Here is a 25,064-nt window from a genome sequence, read left to right as displayed (position 1 = left end):
TATTTTTTAAAATCTTATATATAAATTTAAATAGTAGGAAGTATCATTTCCATACCAATATTTTGGCCCAAAAATGGGTTTTTTTAATAAGTTGTCTTGTTTTAATTCCGGGTAATTTGCATTTCTCGATTGCTCAAAACCACCAGTTTTAAAAACTTCGCCTAACACATTGTTTATTCCTGCAAAAAAGCCTAAATAGGATCCTTTAATTCTCCAGGATTTTCCTCCAACAATATTTACTAAAAAAGCAGCTTCAAATTTCTCTTGTTTCAATAAAGCATCAACTTGATTTTGCGTAACTTCAACACCGGTTTTATCATCAACAAAAGGAACTCCATCAGCATCAATATAAAAATTATCGGTTCTTAATAATGGTGAAATATCTAAGTAGTTATTTGATAATAAGTTTGCATTTGTTTGAAACCACCAATAATTTGGATCTCTATATTCAAAACCTAATGAATAAGCACTTTGTGGTGTTCCTGAAATACGATAATTTTTTAGATATGAAATTCCAAAGTCACTATTTTCATCGATAAAACTTTCAGATTGAAGGTATAGCTGCGGATTATTATCATACGTAAATTGTCCAAAAGAACCTGCAATAATTAATTTAATTGTAGATGTGGCTTGGTATTCTGCACTTAATTCAACACCAATATGTTTTTTGTTAACTCCTGTAATAATTTCATTTACAAAATCTGCCTGATCTCCTAATAAACCTTCTGCAAAAAAGAAAGATGTTTCAATACCATCACTAAATTTGGTGTAATATGCTGTTAATCTGGATAGTATTTTTGGAGATCTAAAAATATAATTTATATCTCCCGTAACTATTTTCTCACTGGTTAAATTTGGAGTAATGGAGTTATTTACTCTTGCATTTGAAAACGAGGTTTTAATGGTTGGTGCATTTGAGACATACGCACCGTTAATATTTACCAAATGGCGACCTGTATATTTATAAGTTAATCCAATTTTAGTACTAAAATTGGAAAAAGATTGTTTTTTACCTTTTCCAAAAGAATTAGTTGCATATGTTCCATTTTTAAATAAGCCATTGCGTTGGTAATAGGTATTCATAAAGTTTAACCCAATAAAATAATCTATCTTTTTTTGCGATGATTGTATTTGAGCAAAAGCACTAGTAATAGCTGCATTTATGGTATAATTATATTGAAACTTATCGTTTTCTAAAATTAATTTATTCGGATTGTTTAAGTCGTTTTGTTGAGCATCTCCTATAGCATATTGGTCTAAATCTACAAAGCCGTTTCCACCTAGTAAATCCAACATATTTCCATAATTTTCAGAAGTTAAATTCTTATAAGAAAATCCTGCATTTAAATTTATATTATCCTTTAAATTTGCATTTAATTTTGAATTAAATGATAGTTGAGTATCATCAACCCGGTCTTCATATAAATAATATAAGGAATTTCCATTGTCAGCATTAATTTGGTATAAATTACTCCAGTTTATTTGACCATTGTTTAAAAATTCCTGTTCTGTTAAATAAGCATTTGCATAATCTAAATTATCTTCAAATCGTAAAAAACTACTAGGTAAATATTTCCAATAAGTTGGATCAGGATTTGGAGCATTAAAATAACCCAATCTGCTATTTCCTATATGCCCAAATTGATAAGCCATTGTGGTTTCCAAAAAAAAATTTTCATTATCATAAAAATGGGTTAACATTACTACTGGCTCAAAAATTTCTTTAATTCTTGAATTTCGTTTATCTCCTTCTTGATTTCCCCAATAAGAATTGTACTTATAACCTCTTAAATCATAAACTTCTTGTGTGTTTGGTGAAGATTTTCCCCTTCTGTTTGAAGATGTAAAAGCAGTAAAATTTAAACTATGATGTTCGTTAAATATCTTTTCAGTAGCTATAAAACCCGCCCAAGAATTATATGTAGTTCCTTCAAAATAGCCATTTTGCGCAGTTCTTCTAGAGCCTGAAACAACAAATGCCCAATTGTTTTTTAATAAACCAGAAGCGTATGTTGCCATAATGCGCCCAGTATAACTTCTATTTGTTGAGGATAAAGACACTTTTGAAACTGCCTGATATTCTGAAGCGCGTGTTATAAAATTTGTAGTGCCTAAAATTCCTCCAAAAGTATTTTCAGATGGGCTTATTCCATTTGAAAATTCTTGATTTCTTAGTGCGTCATTTAGTCCTCCCCAATTACTCCATTGAGGTCTTCCATCATACAATTTATTCATTTCAATACCATTTATTGAAATAGTACCATATCTAGAATCATAACCTCTAACTTTAAACCAAGCCTGACTAAAATTAAAAGCAGCAGCCTTTAAATATGCATCTTTGGAAGATTGAAACAAACCAGATGTATAATCTGAACTTCGCTCACTATCATCTAATAAATCATCATCAGTTAAGGAAATTAGATTGCTGTCTTCATTTTCAATAAAAATTGGTTGTAGGTAAATTATACCTAAATCTATAGGAGTATTATCTAAAATATTTATAGGAATTTTTTGTGAAAAATAACCATCAAAATTTATAAGAATATAATAATTTCCTTTATTAATTTTTTTAAAGTGAAAATCACCATTTAAAGCTGTTTTAGTAAATAGTAAATTGCCTTCTAAAGCTACAGAAACATTTTTTAATGGGTTTTTTGAAGTACTTTCAATAATTTTGCCTCTAATAGATGAGGTGGTTTGTGAATTTAAATTATATCCATACAAGAAACACAAAAAACCTAAGAATATTAGTTTTTTCATTTGCAATTTTTTTACAATTAACAAAAAATTATTGTAAATGAAAAATGGGAACTGTTGAAAATGATTAAGTAAACAACTCTTTCTTAAAATATTAAGAGGTATTTAAAATGTAGTTTATTTTCTTTTGAGCGCTTTTTTTGTTATAAAATTACCGTTTGAAAGCTCCACTTTGGCAATATACATTGCATTACTTAATCCAGAAAGATTAAATATTTCTGTATAACTATTTCCCTTTAATTTATATAGTGTTCGTCCTAAAAGATCTATAATGGTAATATTTTTAATGGTAATGGTATCATTAACAGTAAATTGAACAGTGCCATCTTCCAGTTCATAAATAACTAATTCATCTGAATTTAAATTATTTATGGGTAATCTACTATCCTTAAATACAATTTCAAATCGATTTTTATATTCAATTGCACCTGAAGTAAATACGTAATCTGAGGCTGATAATTCATGATAAATTTCAAGAGCATTATCCTTTAAATAAATAGTATTATTTGCAAAGAATTCTCCTTCAAATCGGTCAATTTCAATTTTATATTCAGACTCGGTTTTAATAGTACTTGTAAAACCTAAGGATATGCTTTCATTTCTATCTAAACTATTGCTGTTTTTACCTTGAATTGCATAATATTTAGTAGCTTCTTCTTCAATATTAGAATATAAAATAGCTGAAGATCCTGTTTTTGTTAAAAATCTTGGAACATCATAAAACATGCCGTCGTTAGCATTAGTAGCACCATCCAAATAACCAACAAGTAATTGGCTAAATACGCCATTATCAGAAGTTAAATTCAACCATATTTTATTAGTTTCAGAATCGCTTTTTGAAGCTTTTTTTGCCTTTGAACCTTTAAAAAATTGATTATTGCTTGATGTATCAGCTATTCTCATAGCATTGTTAAACACTACATTTCCAGACGCACTGGCAGCAACAAAAAATCCCTGTCCAGAAGGTATAAATCCATCTGGAACTATACCGTCACCAGCTACAATACTTCCAGCTCCATTATAAATTCCATAATCATCTTCAGAAAAATTTAAAACCTGGTTTCCATTTGCTGTTTTTGAAGGAGGTGTATTATGTGACCAAAAGTAAAGAGCTCCTTGCATAACCCCCGTATTTGCAGCTATAAATAAATCTGAATTAATTGCAGATGGGTATGGATTTCCAATAAAATTCCAGTCTACATCACCTGGCTCAGTGTTTATAACCACAGGAACAGTTATTGTACCTGTATTAAACGCACCTTCAAAAGTATAATTATATTGTTGTCCATTAGATGTAAATAAACTTGATGAATAGGTAGCTGCATAACCTACCCCGGGAATCATTGTATCCCCGGCGTTTGCAATTTGCCAATCGTCTCCATTATCATCAACATTATCTATTCCTGCTCCTGAAATAGCAGTATTATCATTATTTGTTTCGTATGTGGCATCTTCCCAGTTATTAGCATTAAACCAAAAACGTCTGCTTGACGGAGAATCTACCAATGCACCTCCAATGGTTTCATTTTCAACAGGGCTACTCCAATACGTATATTCGTACCAAGCGTTTATAGGTGCAGTTTCTTTATTAACAGATGCTGTTCCTCCATTTAATGTAAAGGTTCCATTATCATTATTTTGTACAAATGCTCCTTTAGTTTGTACTAAAATTGTTCCATAAACATTTGTATTATTTTCAACTTCAACATAAGTATTATCATCAACGGTTAATGTAAATGTTGAATTTACTACCAAACTACAAGCGCTAAAACTTCCATTAGCAGCTGTGCTATAATTTCCGTTAATAATAACCGCAGTTCCTAAACCCGGTGCTCCAGAAGGACTCCATGTGCTTCCATTCCAAGTTTTAGAATCCGTTTTAACTTGCGCTGCATTACTTGCAACTGAACAAGACAAATCTTCGGTTACTTCACAATAAAATTGGTAACCATTTGCGTCATATCCTGAAATAACTAAATTAGTATCCATTTCACCTGTTACTGTTCCAGGAGAAAAAGTAGCACTTGTAACATTTGTCCAACCAGTTGATGAGCCATCATTATATTTCCATTGATAGCTTAAGGTGCCCCCGTTTCCTGCTGTTGCACCAACTGTAAAGGAAGCAGCATTGCAAGTTGTTACATCTGTTGGTTGTGTATTTATTGTTGGTAATACTGCTGAAGAAATAGCAAAACCAAAACAATCCTCAGTTCCATCATAAGTCCAATCAGATAAGTTAAATGCTGTTGAAGGTGCCGTTGCACTAATATCTCTGGCAAATACGTAACCTTTATCAAAAAGAGGATCGGCTAATTCTGATGAATGGTTTTGCCAAACATCAATAGCTGTAGCAGAACCAGTGCCATAACTTTCAACTAAAACTAATCTATCATCTACGTTTAAACCAATACTTCCCACAACAGTATAATCAGGCGTTATCGTAGGGCAAGACGTACATCCTCCGGAAATAGTTGTTACCTGAACCATAAATGTACTTTCTGCTGGAATTGTTCCAGTTAATGTTACTAAACCTGTAAAACCTGTAACTGGTACTACAGATGGAAAAGTGAAGTTATTATCAAATCCAAAAGTATAATTAGACAAATCTATATCTGAAGATGTTGGATTAAATAGTTCGATATAATGACAACTTAATATTTCATCATCATAAACACCAGTAAACATTAAATCTGTCCATCCAGCTGGTATACTACCTCCAACACAACCATTATCTGAAATAATAGTAAAATTTGAAGTTGAATTTAAATCGCAACCAGATTCTGTTACTTTTATATAATTTGAAACGGTACCTGCAGGTACTTCTGCAATTAATGTAGTTGCATTTACATAAGTTACTGTTGCAGCATTTCCGTCAAATTCTACAGTTGAACTCGCTGTAAAACCTGTACCAGTTATTGTAACCTCTGTTCCAATAGGTCCAGATGCTGGTGTAAAACTTGTGATAGTATGCGCTGCTATACATAAAACATCACCATTAAAAGTAACATTTTTAGTAGTTGCACCTGTACTGGTTGCATCTAAATCTCCAGTATATGAATTAATTGCCAAACCAGCTGCTAAACGCACATAAATTGTAGTTGATGCAACAGTTCCTCCAGTTTGTGTTAAGGTAAGAGAACTTCCAAAACCACTACCTGAACTTGTAGATATTTCAAAATTTGTTGGTGCCGTTATAGTTATATCAGTAGTTAAATCCAATCCTTCAACACTAAAAGATTGTGCTGCAGATGGTCCGGAACCAAACGTGTAATTTAATAAAGAAACGGCATCTGCGCTAACATTTATTGTTGGTGTTGTTGATGCGCAATTACTTGTATGGCTTCCTAAGTTTGAAACATTATCTTGATTATAACAAGTCCATTCTGTATCTGGATTAAAACTGTTACTTCCGTCAGAATCTCCACTTTGTACTGAAGCATTTCTAACTAAAGTTCCATCTGCTGTACCTTGTGTGCAAGTTGTTCCAACCCATTCGGACCCTGGATCTGTTCCTATTTGCCCTATCACATCAATTATACTCCCAGATTTTTCCAATGATACAGCATCATCACCATTAAAAGTTAATGAACCTGAGCTTTGGTCGGCCGCTACACCCAATGTTTCACTAGAGTTTTCTAATACAAATACATCATTTGCTGCGATTGAACCGGAAAGATTTATAGAAGTGCTTGCAGAACTGCTTCCATTGGTGTATAAAACAATACTATAACCTGTAAGATTGATTGAAGACCCCGTAGGATTGTAAATTTCTATAAATTTATTATTTGAAGACCCTTCAATATATTCTGAAATAAATAACTCATCACAAGTTGCTGTAGGTGCAGTTACTTCTCCACTTACTGAAACATTTTGTGTCGTTGCTCCAGAACTATCAGCTGTAATATTACTTGGACCATAAGTGCTAATTGCTAATCCTGAAGCTAACCTAACGTATATTGTAGTTGATGCTACAACGCCTCCCGATTGCGTTAATGTTATTGAACCGCTAAAACCACTCCCAGAAGTGGTAGATATTTCAAAATTACTAGGTGCTGTAAGTGTAATATTTCCTGTTACATTATTTACTAAATCAGTTCCAGAAGCTGTAAAAGTTTGCTCGGCAGAAGGGCCTGAACCAAAAACATAATCTAAACCTGTTAATGAGGTTGGAGATACTGTTATTGTTGGAGATGCTGCTGCGCAATCTGAGATTACAAAAGTTCCTGAAAATGTTTGATTAACAGTATTGCTTCCTGACCAATTACCAGAATTATTAATTGCAGCTAATATTGTTGATTTAGTTCCAGTTAATGTTCCATTATATGCGGCATTGTCTATTTCTGCTATAGCTACAGCCGTAGCACCATCAGTTAAGCCAGTTGGTAAATTACCACCTAATGTTCCTCCCCATGTATCTGCACTCCCATCGTTATGAAGTGCTGCAATAAATGTTGGAGAACCAGTTGAACCTTGATAAGCTAAAATAGAATCTCCACTTCCTCCAAAATTTAAATCATTTGTTTCTGAAACAGAACCTAAAGTTGTACTAGGTGAAGTTGTGATTGTCACTACTGTACCGCATGAAACACCTCCAGCTGGAGATGTCCAAGCAATTGTACCTTCATTTCCATCTAGATTTTCCTCATCATCTGTAAAATAAATTATCTCACCTGCTGGAATATCTTTTAAAGTTAAAAATGAAAAATCATCAGTATTATCGGCATTATATTGAACAAAAGCAATATCACCAGCACTTAAAGTCTGCCCATACCCAGTAAAAAAAGAACATATTAGTACTATTCCAAGAAGAAGATTTTTAAACATAATGGGGGTGTGATTTTTTAAACCGAACAAAAATAACAAAAAAAATTAAATCACTATAAATAAATATTTTACATAAGTTTAGTTTAAAGTTAATAATAGTTTACTGAGGCTTAAAATTTGTTATTAACTTAGCAGCACTTAAATAAATTCATATATGAGACTTACTTATGCAGTTTTTTTACTTCTTTTTTTAACTTTTTCTACAACAGTATTTAGCCAAAAGAATTATCAAATTAAAACAGTTGCTTTTTATAATTTAGAAAATTTATTTGACACGGAAAATGACACGCTAAAAAATGATGAAGCCAGTCCAATTATGGAAATTAAAGAAAATAGAGAAGTAATTTATCAAAAGAAATTGGATAATATGGCAAAAGTACTCTCTGAAATTGGTTTTAAAGATACTAAGAATAGCCCAGTAATTATAGGTGTTGTTGAAATTGAAAACAGAAAAGTGTTAGAAGATTTAATTAACACAGATGCTTTAAAAAACAAACAATATGGTATTGTTCATTATAATTCACCCGATTTAAGAGGAATTGATGTTGCTTTATTGTATCAGGAAAACCATTTTAGACCAACACAGCATGAAACTTTTGAATTGAAATTATGGGATGAAAATGGTATGCGAATTTATACCAGAGATCAATTATTGGTGTCTGGATATTTAGATGATGAACTTATTCATGTTATTGTAAATCATTGGCCTTCAAGGCGTGGAGGTGAAGAAAAAAGCCGTTTTAAAAGAGAAAAGGCTGCGTATTTAAATACTCAAATTATAGAAAAAATAAAACTAACGGATCCCAATCCTAAAATTATAATTATGGGCGATTTAAATGATGACCCCACCAATTCAAGTTTAAAAACGGTTTTAAAAACAAAAGCTAAAAAGAAAGATGTAAAAGAAGGTGATATATACAACCCAATGGAAGATATGTTTAGACGTGGTGAAAATACATTGGTATATAGAGATAATATAAACTTGTTTGATCAAATTATGTTTACATCTCCACTTTTAACTACAAAAAAAGATTATTCAACATATAAAATGTATAAAGTTGGGGTTTTTAACCCGCAATATTTAACAACGCAAACGGGGAAATATAAAGGATATCCATACAGAAGCTGGGGTTACAGCGGTTTTATTGGTGGCTATAGCGACCATTATCCTGTGTATATGTATTTGATTAAGGAGTTTTAGTTTTTCTTTAAATAAATGAATTTAGTAGCTGTTTTATATTTCTTAAACAAGAGGTTTTTTAAATAATTAACTGCACAATGATTAAAATCATAATTACTGATGATTACAATCATCAGTAATTGAAAATTAATTATTGAACTTTCCTTGAATATTTAAAATTCACGATTATGAAACGCTTATTATCGTCATTTTTAATGTTACTATTTTGTGTAGAAGTAGTACATTCTCAATCCGTTAATCTTGCAGTTAATAATCCAGAACAAGAATTTTCTAATTTTCAGGTATTTGTGCAACAAGCAAAAACTGATAAAAATAGGATAGATTTAGATGGTGTTGAAATGTATAATTTTTACACAATTCAAAAAAATAATAAACAAAAAACAGGCTGGATTTTACTTGGTTCAGGAGCAGCTTTAATGACTGCAGCAATTGTTTGGGGTTCTAGTGATGACAAAGATTCATTTGGTTTTTCAGATAACTTTGATACCCAAGCAATACTATTTTTAACAGGAGGAGTAACGTCCATAGCGAGTATTCCATTTTTTGTTTCTTCAGGAACTAACAAAAGAAAAGCAATTCTAACATTAAATAATGCAACAACTAATTTTAAAAGTGTGGCAGCTAATAATTACGTAATATTAGGTTTAAAAGTATATTTATAAAAAACTATAGATTTAGTTCCTTATTTAAAGCTATTCATCTTGTAAATCTTTTATCAATAATTGAAGTGAAATATTACCATTCCAATGGTTTTCATCAATACTAAAAGCTGCTCTAAATGAATTTCCATTTTTAATTAGTGGATATTTACTACCTAAACCAAAGCCAATTGCATTGTACGTGTTTTGGTTTACTCCATCAATAATACTTAATTTTAAATGCGATTCATCAGCTCCTACTTTTTTCCCATAACCATTATCTCGTAATCCATCAGTCATAAAAACAGGTTTTAAATTTTGAGGACCAAAAGGAGCTAATTGATTTAGGATTCTGTAAAATTTTGGGGTAATTTCAGATAAATTTATTTCCGTATCAATTAAAATTTCAGGAGTTCTTAATTCTTCAGGTAAGTTGTTTTTAACAACCTCTTCAAATTTATTTTTGAAGTTTTGATAATTTTCTTCTTTTAGCGTTAATCCTGCAGCATATTTATGCCCACCAAATTGTTCAATAAATTCGGAACAATGTTCTAAGGCTTCATATACATCAAAACCTTTAACAGAGCGTGCTGATGCAGCTAATTTATCGCCACTTTTTGTAAATACTAAAGTTGGTTTGTAATAGGTTTCTATTAATCTAGAAGCCACAATACCAATAACACCTTTATGCCAATTTTCACTATAAACAACAGTTGAAAAGTTCTGTTGTTCAGTATTTTGTTCAATTTGTTGTAAAGCTTCATTTGTTATGGTTTTATCTAAATCTTTTCGTTCGTTATTATTTTTTTCAATTTCTGAAGCAAAGTTAACGGCAGTATCAAAATCAATTTCAGTTAATAATTCAACAGCATAATTCCCGTGTTTTATTCTTCCGGCAGCATTAATTCTAGGTGCAATTATAAAAACAACATCGGTAATTGTGAGTTCTTTTTTATCAATTTGATGAATTATTGCCTTAATACCGGTTCTTGGATTTGTATTTATCACTTGCAATCCAAAATAAGCTAAAATTCGGTTTTCACCAGTTATCGGAACAATATCTGCGGCAATTGCTGTAGCAACTAAATCTAAATATTCAACTAAATCATTAATAGTTTCTCCCTTTTTACTTGCTAAAGCTTGAATTAATTTAAATCCAACGCCACAACCACATAATTCTTTATATGGATAATCACAATCTGCCCGTTTAGGATCTAAAACAGCAACAGCTGCCGGAATTTCATTTCCAGGGCGGTGATGGTCACAAATAATAAAATCGATGCCTTTTTCTTTGGCATAAGCAACTTTATCAATGGCTTTTATTCCACAATCTAAAGCAATAATTAATGAGAAATTGTTGTCTTCTGCAAAATCAATACCTTGATAAGAAACACCATAACCTTCCTCATATCTATCAGGAATATAGGTTGCAATATTTGGGTAAATAGTTTTTAAATAGGAAGAAAGAAGTGATACAGATGTAGTTCCGTCAACATCATAATCTCCATAAACCAAGATATTTTCATTAGTTGCAATTGCCAGTTCAATGCGCTCCACAGCCTTTTCCATATCTTTCATTAAAAATGGATTGTGCAAATCTTCTAAACTGGGACGAAAAAATGCTTTGGCTTGTTCAAAAGTTTCAATTCCACGCTGTACTAATAATTTAGCCAGCGTGAAATCAATATTTAATTCTTGAGCTAATTTTGATGTAATTTGAGGATCTGTTTCAGGTTTTACTTTCCAGCGCATAGCATTGCATTTTCCCCAAAAGTAATCAAATTATTTTATTGCTCTATGTAAACTATTTCGTGAGAAATATCAGAAAATTGACGGAACATTTCAAAAACACCACAATAACGTTCAACAGAAAGATTTACGGATTTTTCAATTTTATCTTTTTTAAAATCGCTTCCGTAAAATTTATAAATTACATGTACTTTATCATAAAATTTTGGATGTTCATCAGTTAAATTCGCTTGAACTTCAATTTTAAAATCATCAACCTCTGCACGCATTTTTTTTAATAATGAAGCAACATCCATTGCTGTACAACCCGCCAGTGATGTTAACATCATAGCTTTTGGACGCAATCCTTTTCCCTGTCCGCCAACTTCTTCAGCAGCATCAATCATTACCGAACCTTCAGGTGCCACAGATTCAAAAAGCATTTGCCCTTTCCAACTAACTTCAATTTTATTTGTCATAATTATTTCTAATTTTTTAAAAGACAAATTTAAATTAATTTTTCACCTTATGCGTAACATAATATACAAAATAACTACTTATAAATATGAATGATAAATAATTTAGTATTCAATCAATATTTAGTATATTCGGATACTTATTTAAAAATGTGCTTTATGAAAGAATTTTTTGAAGAAATGTCTGCTCTTGAACAAACTTATTGGATTATTGCCTTAGTAGGCTCAATAGTTTTTTTAATAATATTTATACTAACTTTTATAGGTGGAGGAGATGCTGATATGGAGGCAGACGCTTCCGATTTTGAAGCAGATGATGGGGGAGTAGGGTTTCAATTTTTTACTTTTAAAGGAATTGTTGCTTTTTTTACCATTTTTGGTTGGTCAGGTGTTACTTGTATTGATAACGGTTTATCTACAACAGCAACATTAATTATTTCAACCATTGCTGGTTTAATAATGATGGTTTTAACTTCATTATTATTTTATTGGATGCACAAGCTGTCTGAATCAGGTACTTTAAAAATGAAAAATGCAGTTGGAGTAATTTGTGAAGTTTATTTACCTATTGGGGCTAAACGTTCTAAAATGGGAAAAGTTCAAATAAAAGTACAAGGTAGTTTGCGTGAATTAGAAGCAATAACTGATGAAGAAGAGGATTTAAAAACGGGCACTATGGTAAAAGTCACTGAAATTGTGAGTGCTGAAATATTACTTGTTGAAAAAATATCTAAATAAAAATAACTATGAATTTATTATCTTTTTTATTGCCATTACAATCAGGGTTAACTGGTGTTTACTTAATAGGTGCTGCCATTTTTATTATTGTAGTATTCTTCTTTTCAATGATAAGAAGATACAAACGTTGTCCGTCTGACAGAATTTTAGTTGTTTATGGAAAAACCGGTGGAGGTCAATCAGCAAAATGTGTTCACGGTGGAGCGGCCTTTATTTGGCCAATTATACAAGATTATGAGTTTTTAGACTTAACTCCAATGTCAATTGAAGTAAATTTAACCAATGCTTTAAGTAAGCAAAATATTCGGGTAAATGTACCTTCACGTTTTACAATTGGTATTTCAACCGAGCCAAGTGTTATGCAAAATGCAGCTGAACGTTTATTGGGTTTAACTTTAGAAGCGGTAAAAGATTTAGCACAGGAAATTATTTTTGGTCAATTGCGTTTAGTAGTTGCTTCAATGGATATTGAAGAAATTAACTCTGACCGTGATAAATTTTTATCACATATTACACATAGTGTTGAAGCCGAATTAAAAAAAGTTGGTTTAAAACTTATCAACGTAAATATTACTGATATTCATGATGAATCTGGATATATTGAAGCTTTAGGTAAAGAAGCTGCTGCAAAAGCTATTAATGATGCTAAAATTTCTGTAGCTCAAAAAGTTAGAGATGGATCTATTGGAGAAGCAGAGGCACACCAAGACCAACGTGTACGAGTTGCCGATGCATTGGCAAAAGCAAAAATTGGTGAAGCTGAAGCAAACCAAACAGAACGTGTACAAGTGGCCGATAAAATTGCTACAGCTATGATTGGGGAAGCAAATGCAAACCAAAAAGAAAGAGTGTTAACCGCTGACGCAAGAGCAAAAGCAAAAATTGGGGAAGCTGAAGCATTACAAATTGAACGAATTAAAACCGCCGGTGCCAATGCAAAGGCAATTGAAGGTGAAAACCTTTCAAAAATTGAAATTGCAGAATCAGATGCTTTAAGAAGAGAACGAGAAGCTGAAGCAGCAAAAAGAGCAATTGCTGCTGAAAAAGTACAAGCTGCAAAAGCGTTGGAAGAAGCATATGCTGCTGAAAAATTGGCCGAAGATGCAAGAGCAAAACGAAAAGAAGCAGAACAAGGTGCAGATATTATTGTGCCTGCACAAATTGATAAACGAAAAATTGAAATTGATGCCGAAGCTGAAGCAGAACAAATAAGACGTATTGCAAAAGGTGAAGCAGATGCTATTTTTATGAAAAAAGAAGCTGAAGCAAAAGGTATGTATGAGATTTTAACTAAACAAGCTCTTGGTTTAGAACAAATTGTAAAGGCAGCTGGAAATAATTCTAAAGATGCAGTACTTTTATTAGTTGCGGACAAACTTCCTGAATTAGTTAAAACACAAGCTGAGGCAATTAAAAATATTAAAATTGATAAAGTTACTGTGTGGGAAAACGGTGGAGGTAAAGATGGTAAAACTTCTACTTCAAACTTTATTTCTGGAATGTATAAAGCTGTTCCGCCACTTCAGGAAATGTTTAATATGGCCGGTATGCAGTTACCAAATTATTTAAAAGGTGAAGAAGTTGAGGATGTTGCTTCAAAAGACGATACACCTGAAAAACCTGTAAAAAACACAAAAGATTCTAACACAAAAGAATCCTAAAAAAAATACTTATTGTCATTCTGAATGAAGCGAAAAATATATTCGTTCAGAATGACTTTTTTTTAACTTTATTTATAAGCTATGAGTTTCGGTGGAAGTGTTCAACATATGATTAACAGTTTAAAGCAAAACGCCGCTTTAAAAACTTCTAGGCGAAACAAGTTTAAAGGAGGTAATTACTATTCCAATGTTAGAAATGCCAAAACTGAATATAATATTCCTAAACTTTCAAAAACTGAATTAGAAAAATTTAAAGTAAAAATTCAAGAGGAAGCTAAACAAGAAAATAAAAAACAAGTTTTATACTTAATTACTGGAGCAATAGCAGTTTTAATAATTATTATAATGTTCAATTATTTTAATTTTTAATCTAAAATTAAAATAAACTCAAAAGAAAATTATTAATTATTTTTAGCATATAATTCCTTATTTTTACACTTCCATAATTTTTAAGATGCGGTTAGTACAAACCAATATATATTTTTTTTTAACAGTTTTTTTATTTTTTTGCAGTTTTTATAGTTATAGCTGGTCTCAAACAAATACACCACCAACAGTAACTGCAACTGGCAATCAATTTTATTGCCCTTTATCTCAAATAAATGTAGTTACAGATTTTGATATTACAGGTGGAACTAACCAAATTGAAGCAATTTATATTCAAATTTCAACAGGTTATGTGCAAGGTCAGGATAAATTAATATTATTAAATTCAAGTTTACATCCAAATATTCAGGCAGAAACATTTAACATTTCAGAAGGGAAATTAGTGTTAAATTGGATAGGATCTGGAACTTCAAATTATGAAGATTTAATTGCTGCGGTAAATGATGTTGTTTTTGAAAATACGAATGCTAATATAACTGGGGAAAGAACTTTTTCAATTACTATTGATGAAAAAAATTATTTACCACTAACAGGTCATTATTATGAATTTATTCCATCTTTAGGAATTACTTGGACTGATGCAAAAGCAGCAGCAGAAAATTTAGATTATTACGGATTAAAAGGTTATTTGGCAACAATTACATCTTCTGAAGAAGCGCAACTAACAGGTGAGCAAGCATCTGGAGCTGGTTGGATTGGTGGTAGTGATGCTGGCACAGAGCAAACTTGGAAATGGGTTACTGGTCCGGAAAACGGAACTACTTTTTGGCAAGGAGGCATAAATGGAACTGCAACGGCTCCATTTTATTTTGCTTTTTGGAATTATCAAGAACCCAATCAATCAGGTGATGAAGATTATGCGCATATAACAGCGCCAAATGTTGGAATAAGAGGTGCCTGGAACGATTTATCTAATACAGGTGCAACTTCTGGAGATTACCAGCCAAAAGGGTATATTGTAGAATATGGAGGAATGCCCGGAGACCCTATTCTAACATTGTCAGCAAGTACTAAAATTACAATACCTAGTATTGTTTCTTCTTCAGATGGTGAAAGATGTGGAGAAGGTTCAGTTGAATTAATAGCTTCTGCAAGTGCAGGTAAAGTGCTTTGGTTTAATTCTGAAACAAGTACAGTTTCAATCGGGGAAGGGGAAAATTGGCAAACTCCAATAATTTCAACCACAACCACTTTTTATGCTTTGGCATCGGTAAACGGTTGTATTAATGGAGAAAAAACAGCGGTAATAGCTACAGTTAAAGAAATTCCTGAAATTTTAGCTGTTACAGAAAATCTTATTTGTGGAAATGGTTCTGGAATTTTAACCGCAACTGCAACTGCAGGTGAAATAAACTGGTATAACACATTAACTGGTGGTTCTTCTATTTTTAAAGGAACAAGTTTTACAACTCCAGTTTTAAACAATACCACAACTTATTATGTTGATGCCGCTGAAAATGGCTGTACAACACTTGATAGAAAACCAGTGACCTTAACAGTTGTTCATATAAATCCTCCTACCACATCTTTACCATTACAAACATTTTGCGATACTGAAAACGCAACAATAAATAATTTATCGGTTAATGGAACTGATATCCGCTGGTATGCAACTGAAACAAGCACTACTCCTTTAAATAATTTTGAAATTTTATTAAACAATACATCATATTACGCCACACAAACTATTAATACTTGTGAAAGTACAAACCGACTTGAAATCAAGGTGCTTTTATATGAAACTCCAACTCCTTTGGATACTATTCCCAAAATAAGTGTGTGCGATTCAAATGCATTTGGCACTGATATAGATGGAATTGAGTATTTTAATTTAACTGAAAATCAGTCTTCAATTTTAAATGGAAAAAATGCAGCTGATTATACTATTTCTTATTTTTCAGATACCTCTTTAAGTCAGGAAATTTCAAATGCATCAAATTATAAGAATACAACTGTTGGAAGTCCGCAAACTATATATTTCAAAATTGAAAATAACAATTTAACTAAATGTAGTGTTACTGGATCTTTTGAAATAGAAGTGAATCCTTTGCCGGTTTTAAAGGCTTCGGAAGTTGTTTTAGAACAATGTGATAATGATGATACAAATGATGGTTTTAGTGTGTTTAATTTAAATGAAGCCAATGAATTAATATCAGAAAATTATTTAAATGAGACTTTTGAATTTTACAGAGATGCAGCATATTCTAATTTAATTGAAAATCCAATTGCATACGAAAACCCGAGTGTAATTAATAGTTTAGTGTATGTGAAAATAAAAACCATAAACGGCTGTGAGCGGTTCGCTAAAATAAATTTAAAAGTTGGCGCAACTCAAATTCCAAGTGATTTTCACTTAAATTATTATTTGTGTGAAGACCAACCATCGAACAATCAAGATGGACTTACTTTTTTCAATTTTAGTGATGCCGAACAAAAACTAATTGATACAAAACCTATATTTTCATCTCAAGAAGTTAGAATTACCTATTTTGAAAATTTAAATGATGCTTTATCTGAAATAAATGCAATTCCGGATATTTCAAATTATAAAAATTCAACCCCCTGGGAACAAGAAATTTATATTAGAATTGATAGTGATGATGTAAATGCCTGTTTGGGTTTAAATCATGTTATAACTTTACACGTGGAGCCTTTACCAATTGCAACTCCTGTAACAATTGAACGCCAATGTGATGACGACCAAGATGGTTTGTTTCTTTTTGATACTTCAGCAATTGATGAAACCATAAGAAACGGACAAACCAAAATTACAATTAGTTATTTTGATGAAGCTGGAAATCCATTGCCAAGCCCGCTTCCAAATCCGTTTTTAACTAAAAGCCAAACAATAACCATAAAAGTTGAAAACAATAATTCAACCATAAATCCAGCTTGTTTTGATGAAACAACTCTTGAATTTATTGTTGATGATGCTCCTGAAGTTTATCCAGTAACAATTGAACCTCTTTGTGATGACGGAGAAAACACTACTGACGGATTTTCTAGTTTTGATACCTCAACAATTGAAACAAGTTTGTTGGGAGGACAAACTAACATGCAAGTTTTCTATTTTGATGCAGATGACAATCCGTTACCAAGTCCCTTGCCAAATCCCTTTTTTACTTCAAGCCAAGATGTAACTGTTATAATACAAAATCCATTAAATACAACCTGCAGTATTTCAACAGCCTTAAATTTTATTGTAAATCCATTACCAAATTTTGAAGTTGAAACTGAGCAAATACTGTGCTTAAATACACCTCCAACCATTTTAGAACCGTTAAATCCAGATGATAATTATACGTACCAATGGTATGATAGTAATGGAAATATTGTGAGCGACCAAGCTTCTTATCCCACTTTTGAAGGAGGTTATTTTACAGTAATTGCAACTTCTAATTTAGGTTGTGAATCTTTACCGCGAACCATTTTTGTTGAAAAATCTGATGTTGCAAATATTGATTTAGATGATGTAACAATTATTGATGATTCAAGTAATAATTCAATAACTATAAATGATGCCAATAATAATTTAGGAGATGATGATTACGAGTATTCGCTGAATAGTGAATTCGGTCCATTTCAAGATGAACCATTTTTTGATAATGTTCCAGCGGGGATTCATACATTGTACGTAAGAGATACTGATAACTGTGGAACCGTGGGGTTGGAAGTTTCAATTATCGGCTATCCAAAATTCTTTACACCTAATAATGACGGCTATAATGATACTTGGAATATTTTAGGAATAAGTAACAGTTTTTACCCAAGTTCTTTGCTCAATATTTTTGATAGATTTGGTAAATTAATAGCACAAATTAATCCAAACATTGAAGGGTGGGATGGTTTATACAATGGTAAAGAATTGCCTTCAACAGATTATTGGTTTACTGTTGAATTAACAGATAAAACTGGAAAATCTCGAAGCAAACAAGGGCATTTTAGTTTAATAAGGAGGTAATTATTTTCTAATTACCACAAATGATGCACACTATTTTTTATGTTTTTAGTGTAAATCTCATTTACTTTTTCAAATTCTATTTTTGATAATGGTTTAGCATTGTAAGTATCTAAATTATTTAACAATTGAGAAACATTTGAAGCTCCTGGAATTACACAACTTACTTCTTCAAAAGCTAAAATCCATTGCAACGCTTTATGCACCATGCTTTGGTCTTCACCAAAAACCTGTTTTAATTCCTCCACCGTTTTTAAACCTAAATTATAATCAATTCCCGAAAAAGTTTCTCCTTTATCAAAAGCTGCTCCTTCTCTATTAAAATTACGATGGTCCTCTTTATCAAAAGTTGACGCAGCATTAAATTTTCCGGTTAACAAACCGCTTGCTAATGGAACTCTTGCCAAAATACCAACATTTTTAGCTTTTGCCTCTCTAAAAAACAACTCACTTGGACGCTGACGCAACATATTAAAAATTATTTGAACCGTTGCAACTCCTTCATATTCAATAGCTTTTAATGCTTCTTCCACTTTTTCCACACTTACCCCATAATTCCTGATTTTTCCTTCTTTGGTTAAATCATCAAACAACCCAAAAATTTCAGGGCGATAATAAACTTCGGTTGGCGGACAATGTAATTGAATTAAATCAATACGTTCATCACCTAAATTAGACAAACTATCTTCAATAAATTTTCTTAAAACCTTTACATTATAGGAAGCGTTGTTATGCGGATTCAATTGTCGCCCACATTTGGTAGCAATATAAACTTCTTCTGAACGGGAACGAACAACTTTACCAACTGCTCTTTCACTCAATCTATCACTATAAACATCTGCAGTGTCAATAAAATTAATACCATTATCTATAGCTGTATTTATAATTTCTTCAGCTGTTTTTTCGTTGAAATCACTTCCCCATTTTCCGCCAACTTGCCAAGTTCCTAAACTAATTTCTGATATTTTAAGTCCTGTCTTTCCTAAAGTTCTATACTTCATTTTTATTGTTTTTTGGAATGTTAAAAGTAATTCAAAAAAGCTGCAATCAAAAATATATTAAGTATATATAGCAATTTAATATCAATAGTTATTTCGTTGAAATTTGACTAATTTTGCCACGATGGTTAAAGAGATTCAAATTAGAGTGCCAATTAAAGAAGTTTCACAAGAAGAGATTCTTAAAAAAAAGGCTGCACAATATTTAAAAATTAATGGTAAAAATATAAATGCCATAAAAGTATTGCGTAAATCTATTGATGCTAGAAAAGCTGTCATTATTTTTAATTATAAACTTGCCGTTTATATAAACGAATCAATGCCAGAAACTTCTGAATATTATTTTGATTACAAGGATGTTTCTTCTGCTAAAGAAATCCATATTATTGGCTTTGGACCTGCCGGAATGTATGCTGCATTACGTTGTATAGAGTTAGGTTACAAACCTATTGTTTTAGAGAGAGGGAAAAATGTACGCGACAGGAGACGTGATTTACGCGCAATTAATCAGTTTCATATTGTTGATGAAGATTCTAATTATTGTTTTGGAGAAGGTGGTGCAGGAACGTATTCTGATGGGAAATTATATACCCGAAGTTTAAAACGTGGCGATGTTAGAAGAATTTTTGAAAACTTAGTGTATCATGGAGCTACCGATCAAATTTTGGTGGATGCACATCCACATATTGGAACTAATAAATTACCAAAGGTTGTAAAAAACATTAGAGAAACCATTTTAAAATATGGTGGAGAAATTTATTTTGAAAGCAGAGTTGTAGATTTTGTTATTAAAGACCATAAATTAAAAGCAATTCAGCTCCAAAATGGAACGGAACTAACTGTAAATGCGGTAATTTTAGCAACAGGACATTCGGCAAGGGATATTTATTATTTATTACAGCGAAAAGATATTTCATTAAAATCTAAATCATTTGCAATGGGAGTTCGTGTAGAACATCCGCAGGAAATAATTGATTCCATTCAATACCATTGTAAAGGAAAACGAGATGAATTATTACCAGCTGCTTCTTATAGTTTAGTACAACAAGTAAATGGTAGAGGGGTATATTCATTTTGTATGTGCCCAGGTGGATTTATTGTGCCTGCTGCAACTGCAAATGGTGAAGTTGTTGTAAATGGAATGTCACCTTCAAAACGAAATAATTTATTTGCAAATTCGGGAATTGTGGTTGAAATAAATACAGAAAAAGATTTGTTTAAATACGAGCAATTTGGTGAGTTAAAAGGACTTGAATTTCAAAAAGATTTGGAAAAATTAGCGTTTAATGCAGGTGGAAGAAAACAAACCGCGCCAGCACAACGTTTAACTGATTTTGTTGAAGGCAAATTGTCTAACGATTTAAATCCAACTTCGTATCAGCCAGGTTTAAAATCGGCTCCATTACACTCTTTATTACCAAAATTAATTGGAAGTAGGTTGCGTAAAGGTTTTGAAGAATTTGGAAGAAAAATGCACGGTTATTATACAGCAGAGGCAAATGTAGTTGGAGTAGAATCAAGAACTTCATCACCTGTAAATATTCCAAGAAATGAAAACTTAGAACACCCTGAATTACAAGGCTTATTCCCTTGTGGAGAAGGTGGAGGTTATGCTGGTGGTATTGTTTCAGCAGCAATGGATGGAGAACGTTGTGCCGAGGCTGCTATTTTAGCAATTAAATAATAAAAAGAAATTAATTTAATTTATTCTTCGTCATTGTGAGGATAGTAAAGCAATCTTTTCATTAAGATAGAGAGATTACTTCATTACTATTCTTTTTAGCGATGAGTTTTGTTTTTTATTGTGAAGTTTTAAAAAACTCAAGTAAACTTGCTAACATATAATAATAGGTATAAAATATTTATAATCAATTTTCTTTATTTTCAAAAAAACCTTTAAATTATTCTCCTATTAATAAATTTTTATAGATTCTTAGTCCATTTTTATTAACTAAATAACACTTTTATTACTTAAAACAGAGAAAGTTGACTATACTTTCAATGTGAAGCGTTAAAAAAAATACATTTTTATAATTTTTAACAAGCCTTATTCTAAAAAAGTAACTAAAAGATTTAATAGTTGTAAAATTTTAAGTGACTGTTTAGCAGTTGTATATGGTATTTATAACGTTTGTTTTGCATATATATAGTAAAAAAACAACAGTTTTAGCAAATCAATTATTGCATAATAAAAAAAATTATGTAGTTTTGTTAACTAATTGTAATAACACAAGTTTATTAACCTATTTAAATTTTAAAGAATATTAATTAAAAAGTTACAAAATGAAAAATTTAAAAAAATTGTCGGTAGTTCTGATGATGACTACCTTAATCAGTGTTAGCTTTACTTCTTGTATAGATAATGAAGTATCTCCAGTAGTAGAGGCTATTTATGGAGCTCAAGCTGATTTACTAGCTGCACAAGCTGCAGTACAAAATGCAGAAGCCACATTGTTAGAAGCGCAAGCTGAACAGGCACAAGCGCAAGCAGCATTAATTGCTTCGCAAGCTGCTCAAGTTGATGCAATAACTGAAGGTATTATTCAGGATAATGCAAATCAAGCTCTAGTAAATGAGCAAGAATTAATGGAGTTAGCTGCTGAAACTGCTTTAGCTGTAGCAGAAGCTCAAATGGATTTAGAGATTGCTCAAGCTGAATTCAATATCGAAATGGCTGCTTTGGCTGCGGAATTAGAAGCTGCAGGTGCACAGTTGGCAACAGAATATGCATACGCTTACAGATATGCTATGGAAGCGGCTAACTATATCCTTATGGATAAATTAAATGCAGAAGCTAATTTAGCTGAGGCTCAACTTATGCTAACTGATAGTAATACTCTTTCTTGGGTATATGTATTAGCAATGTTAGATGCAGATATCGCAACTGCAAATGATAATAAAGCTGCATTAGAAGCTGCAATTGCTGATTTAGAAACGTATATGGCTGATCCAACATCTGTTGAAGCTATTCTTTCTACTTTAAAAGAAGAAGAAGATGCTATTGATGCTCTTATTGATGCTAAAGAAGTAGAGATGCAAGAAAAATTCAATGAAATTATGGCTATCTATGAAGAAAATGGTGTAGCTAGTGATTTTGTTGATAGATTTGAAGATGCTTTAGATGAATTAGAGGATGCTATTTCTGAAAAAGAAGGTTTAGAAGATGATATCGCAGATGCTCAAGATGATATTGCCGATTGGCAAGCAACATATGATACTTATGATGCTACTGTAGCTGATTTAGAAGCCGATAAAACTGCAACTGCTGCTGCATATGATGCTGCTGTTGCTGCTGCTGATGCTGCTCAAGATCTTGAAGATGCTGCTGAAGCTTTAGAAGCTGAAAAATTAGCTGAATTGAATCAAATTCAAGCTGATATTGCAGATTTATATGTTAATTTACAAGATGCTGTAGATTTATTAGCTGCTTTAGAAGCTGGAGAAGCTCCATTATTAGCTGATAAAGCTGCTGCTGATGCTGATTTAGTAGCTGCTGAAGCTGCTGAAGCTTTAGTTCAAGTTGAATATGATTTAAGAAAAGCAAATTTTGAAGCTGATCCTTCTGGAATTACTTGGTTTGCAGGTGCTGATGATTTATTAGGAAACCATGCAGATGCTATAACTTCTTATATTTATGTAGTTGCTCCTGTTGTAGGTGGTCCAAATACTACAGATACTACAGATATGGATTCAGCTGATGCTGGAACTGTTTCTCCTTTAACTGGTGCTGCTGTTGCATTAATTGAAGTAACTAATGATGATGGAAATGATGTTGGAGCTGCTGGTGATTATTATGATTTTGAAGCTGATGATACTTGGCAAACAAATGCAGATTTATTAAATGCTGCTGTTGCTGCTTTAGATGCTGCAAAAGCCGATACTGCTGCTGCACAAGCTGCTGTTGATGCTGCTCAAGATGCATTGGATACTTATGCTGATGATTTACTTGCTGCTCAGGAAGATTATGAGTACAAAAAAGGATTGTATGAAGATGGTGTAGCTATTGAAGCTGCTGCTCAAGCTGATTATGATGCTGCTGCTGCTGCTGAAGATATTGCTGAAGCTGCTTCTGATGCTGCTGATACTGCTGAAGCTGATGCTTTAACTGCTAAAAATGATGCAATTGCTGCTTATGATGCTTTTGTTGCAACTACTAAGGCTGAATTATTGGATATGATTGCAGATGCTCAAGCTGATATTGCTGATTGGAATTTAGCTATTTCTCAAATTCAACCAATTATTGATGCTAAACAAGCAATTGTTGATGCAATGCAAGCTGAATATGATGAGCTAATTGCTAACGAAGGTTACTTAAGTTCTTTACAAGCTGATTTACATGCTCAAATTATTACTGAATGGCAAGCATATTGGGTTTTAGAGCAAGAACTAGATGCCTTAGAATTTCAAGAAGACTTGAAAATTTCAATGATCAACGCTTATGGTGGTTGGGGTGCTGATGATTTAGATGATTTAGCAGATATGTTAGAAGATCTACAATCTCAAATCGCAGACGCTGATTTAGCTATTGAAGAAGCTCAAGTTGCTTTAGCTTTAGCTCAAACTGAAGAAGCTGCTGATGAAGCTTATTTAGAATATTTACAAGCTTTAATTGATACATTAGATGCTAGATATGCTAACGCAATGGCTATTGCTGCAGAATACAAAGCATTAATGGACGCTGCATTAGCATCTTAAAAGATTCTTTAGGATATAAACAATATAGGGCTGACTTTAACCAGCCAGCCCTTTATAAAATAAATTATAACTCTTAAAGAACTAAAACATATGAAAAAATATTTAATTTTATGCTTTATCTTAGTTATTTCACTTACAAGTGTTAATGCACAAGATAAAGATTCAGAACACGTTTGTGCTACAGACTCTTGTTGTGTGGAGGCGGCTAAATTTGCACCACAAAAAGGAGACTTTACCGCAGCGATGATTTTTGGACAAGGAGCATATCTAAATTCAGGCCTAAGCGTACCATCATCTAATGGTTCAGTTAGTGGTGTTGCAGCCTTCGATAACGGAGTTTCTGCTAACACTAACTCAATTTCAAATATGGTTGGTGCAGAAGGAAGATATTTTGTAACTAACAAGTTCTCTATTTCTTTTAGTGGAGGTGCTATTTTACGTAATACACCTTCTCAATTAGGGATTCCTGCTGTTACAGATATTAATGGAACAGTTCTTATTCCTGCTTACAATTCAGTTGTTGCTGATGAAAGAGTAGATGTTAATGTATCTGTTGGAGGACAATGGATATTTGAAACTAAAAATGAAAGATTATTTCCATATTTAGGTTTTGCTCTACCATTTGACTATGCAAGAAGATCATTGTATGATCCTTCTATTCAAATTGATGATAATAACGAAATAACTATAACAGATTTGGGTGCTCGTCATGTTGACATTACGGCATTCGGTGTACAAGCAGTTGCGGGTGTAGATTATTATATCGCTAAGGATGTATTCTTTGGTTTTGATATAAAACCAGTATCTTATACCTATGCTGTTAGTGTTAAAACTCCAGGTCCAGGGTTAATTAACCTTGAAGCTGAAACAGATACAGTATCATTCTTTGCACAATTTTCAGCGAAAATTGGGTTTAAATTTTAACTTGTGGAATTTTACTATATTACTTTAAAAGGCTACCAATTGGTAGCCTTTTTTTTTCAATAATAATTCATAATTAATT

The 25,064-nt window shown here is 32.1% G+C and carries 14 protein-coding genes; 9 read left to right on the top strand and 5 right to left on the bottom strand.

The genetic code is table 11. The features are described from left to right. Positions 1–6 precede the first annotated feature (6 nt). Positions 7–2,760: a TonB-dependent receptor domain-containing protein gene (locus BX611_RS03640; protein ID WP_115878960.1), complete on the bottom strand. Its 2,754-nt coding sequence runs from the start codon at positions 2,758–2,760 to the stop codon at positions 7–9. A gap of 114 nt (positions 2,761–2,874) precedes the next feature. Continuing rightward, positions 2,875–7,581, bottom strand: coding sequence for a beta strand repeat-containing protein (locus tag BX611_RS03635; protein ID WP_115878161.1), 4,707 nt, complete (start codon positions 7,579–7,581; stop codon positions 2,875–2,877). 154 nt (positions 7,582–7,735) lie between these two features. On the opposite strand from BX611_RS03635, the gene BX611_RS03630 reads away from it, so the two are divergent. Both BX611_RS03630 and BX611_RS03625 read left to right on the top strand, forming a co-directional pair. After that, on the top strand, positions 7,736–8,782 hold the full coding sequence (locus tag BX611_RS03630) for an endonuclease/exonuclease/phosphatase family protein (RefSeq protein WP_115878159.1): 1,047 nt from the start codon (positions 7,736–7,738) through the stop codon (positions 8,780–8,782). 167 nt (positions 8,783–8,949) lie between these two features. Then, positions 8,950–9,444 (top strand): hypothetical protein, encoded by a 495-nt coding sequence (locus tag BX611_RS03625; protein ID WP_115878157.1) that lies wholly within the window; start codon positions 8,950–8,952, stop codon positions 9,442–9,444. Positions 9,445–9,474: 30 nt separating this feature from the next. On the opposite strand, the gene recJ is transcribed toward BX611_RS03625, so the two are convergent. Together recJ and BX611_RS03615 are read right to left on the bottom strand one after the other, a co-directional pair. Continuing rightward, positions 9,475–11,172, bottom strand: a complete 1,698-nt coding sequence (recJ, locus tag BX611_RS03620; protein WP_115878155.1) for a single-stranded-DNA-specific exonuclease RecJ — start codon at positions 11,170–11,172, stop codon at positions 9,475–9,477. A 35-nt stretch (positions 11,173–11,207) separates the two neighbouring features. Beyond that, positions 11,208–11,627 (bottom strand): OsmC family protein, encoded by a 420-nt coding sequence (locus BX611_RS03615; RefSeq protein WP_115878153.1) that lies wholly within the window; start codon positions 11,625–11,627, stop codon positions 11,208–11,210. Between the two features lie 156 nt (positions 11,628–11,783). Here BX611_RS03615 and BX611_RS03610 point away from each other — a divergent pair, with 156 nt between their 5' ends. The 4 genes from BX611_RS03610 to BX611_RS03595 all read left to right on the top strand — a co-directional run bounded on the left by BX611_RS03610 (position 11,784) and on the right by BX611_RS03595 (position 18,371). After that, positions 11,784–12,362: a hypothetical protein gene (locus BX611_RS03610; protein ID WP_115878151.1), complete on the top strand. Its 579-nt coding sequence runs from the start codon at positions 11,784–11,786 to the stop codon at positions 12,360–12,362. Between the two features lie 8 nt (positions 12,363–12,370). After that, a complete protein-coding gene (locus tag BX611_RS03605; protein WP_115878149.1) occupies positions 12,371–14,023 on the top strand; it encodes a flotillin family protein in 1,653 nt (550 codons plus the stop codon). An 81-nt stretch (positions 14,024–14,104) separates the two neighbouring features. Further along, complete coding sequence (locus tag BX611_RS03600; RefSeq protein ID WP_115878147.1) at positions 14,105–14,392, top strand: hypothetical protein; 288 nt, start codon at positions 14,105–14,107, stop codon at positions 14,390–14,392. Positions 14,393–14,477: 85 nt separating this feature from the next. Further along, positions 14,478–18,371, top strand: coding sequence for an Ig-like domain-containing protein (locus BX611_RS03595; protein ID WP_115878145.1), 3,894 nt, complete (start codon positions 14,478–14,480; stop codon positions 18,369–18,371). A gap of 11 nt (positions 18,372–18,382) precedes the next feature. Here BX611_RS03595 and BX611_RS03590 read toward each other — a convergent pair whose 3' ends face one another. Then, on the bottom strand, positions 18,383–19,369 hold the full coding sequence (locus BX611_RS03590; RefSeq protein ID WP_115878143.1) for an aldo/keto reductase: 987 nt from the start codon (positions 19,367–19,369) through the stop codon (positions 18,383–18,385). A gap of 121 nt (positions 19,370–19,490) precedes the next feature. Here BX611_RS03590 and BX611_RS03585 point away from each other — a divergent pair, with 121 nt between their 5' ends. From BX611_RS03585 to BX611_RS03575, 3 genes are all read left to right on the top strand, one after another. Further along, the gene (locus tag BX611_RS03585; protein WP_115878141.1) at positions 19,491–21,050 is read left to right on the top strand and encodes an NAD(P)/FAD-dependent oxidoreductase; all 1,560 of its coding nucleotides are present in this window, start codon (positions 19,491–19,493) and stop codon (positions 21,048–21,050) included. A 599-nt stretch (positions 21,051–21,649) separates the two neighbouring features. Beyond that, positions 21,650–24,061, top strand: a complete 2,412-nt coding sequence (locus BX611_RS03580) for a hypothetical protein (RefSeq protein ID WP_147296394.1) — start codon at positions 21,650–21,652, stop codon at positions 24,059–24,061. A 90-nt stretch (positions 24,062–24,151) separates the two neighbouring features. Further along, positions 24,152–24,985 (top strand): BT1926 family outer membrane beta-barrel protein, encoded by an 834-nt coding sequence (locus BX611_RS03575; protein ID WP_115878136.1) that lies wholly within the window; start codon positions 24,152–24,154, stop codon positions 24,983–24,985. Positions 24,986–25,064: the final 79 nt, after the last annotated feature.

Origin of the sequence: Lutibacter oceani (genome assembly GCF_003384935.1) — a bacterium.
Classification (GTDB): Bacteria; Bacteroidota; Bacteroidia; order Flavobacteriales; family Flavobacteriaceae; genus Lutibacter; species Lutibacter oceani.
The sequence above is the reverse complement of the archived record's forward strand: the minus strand, read 5'-3'. Positions and strand labels throughout refer to the sequence as shown.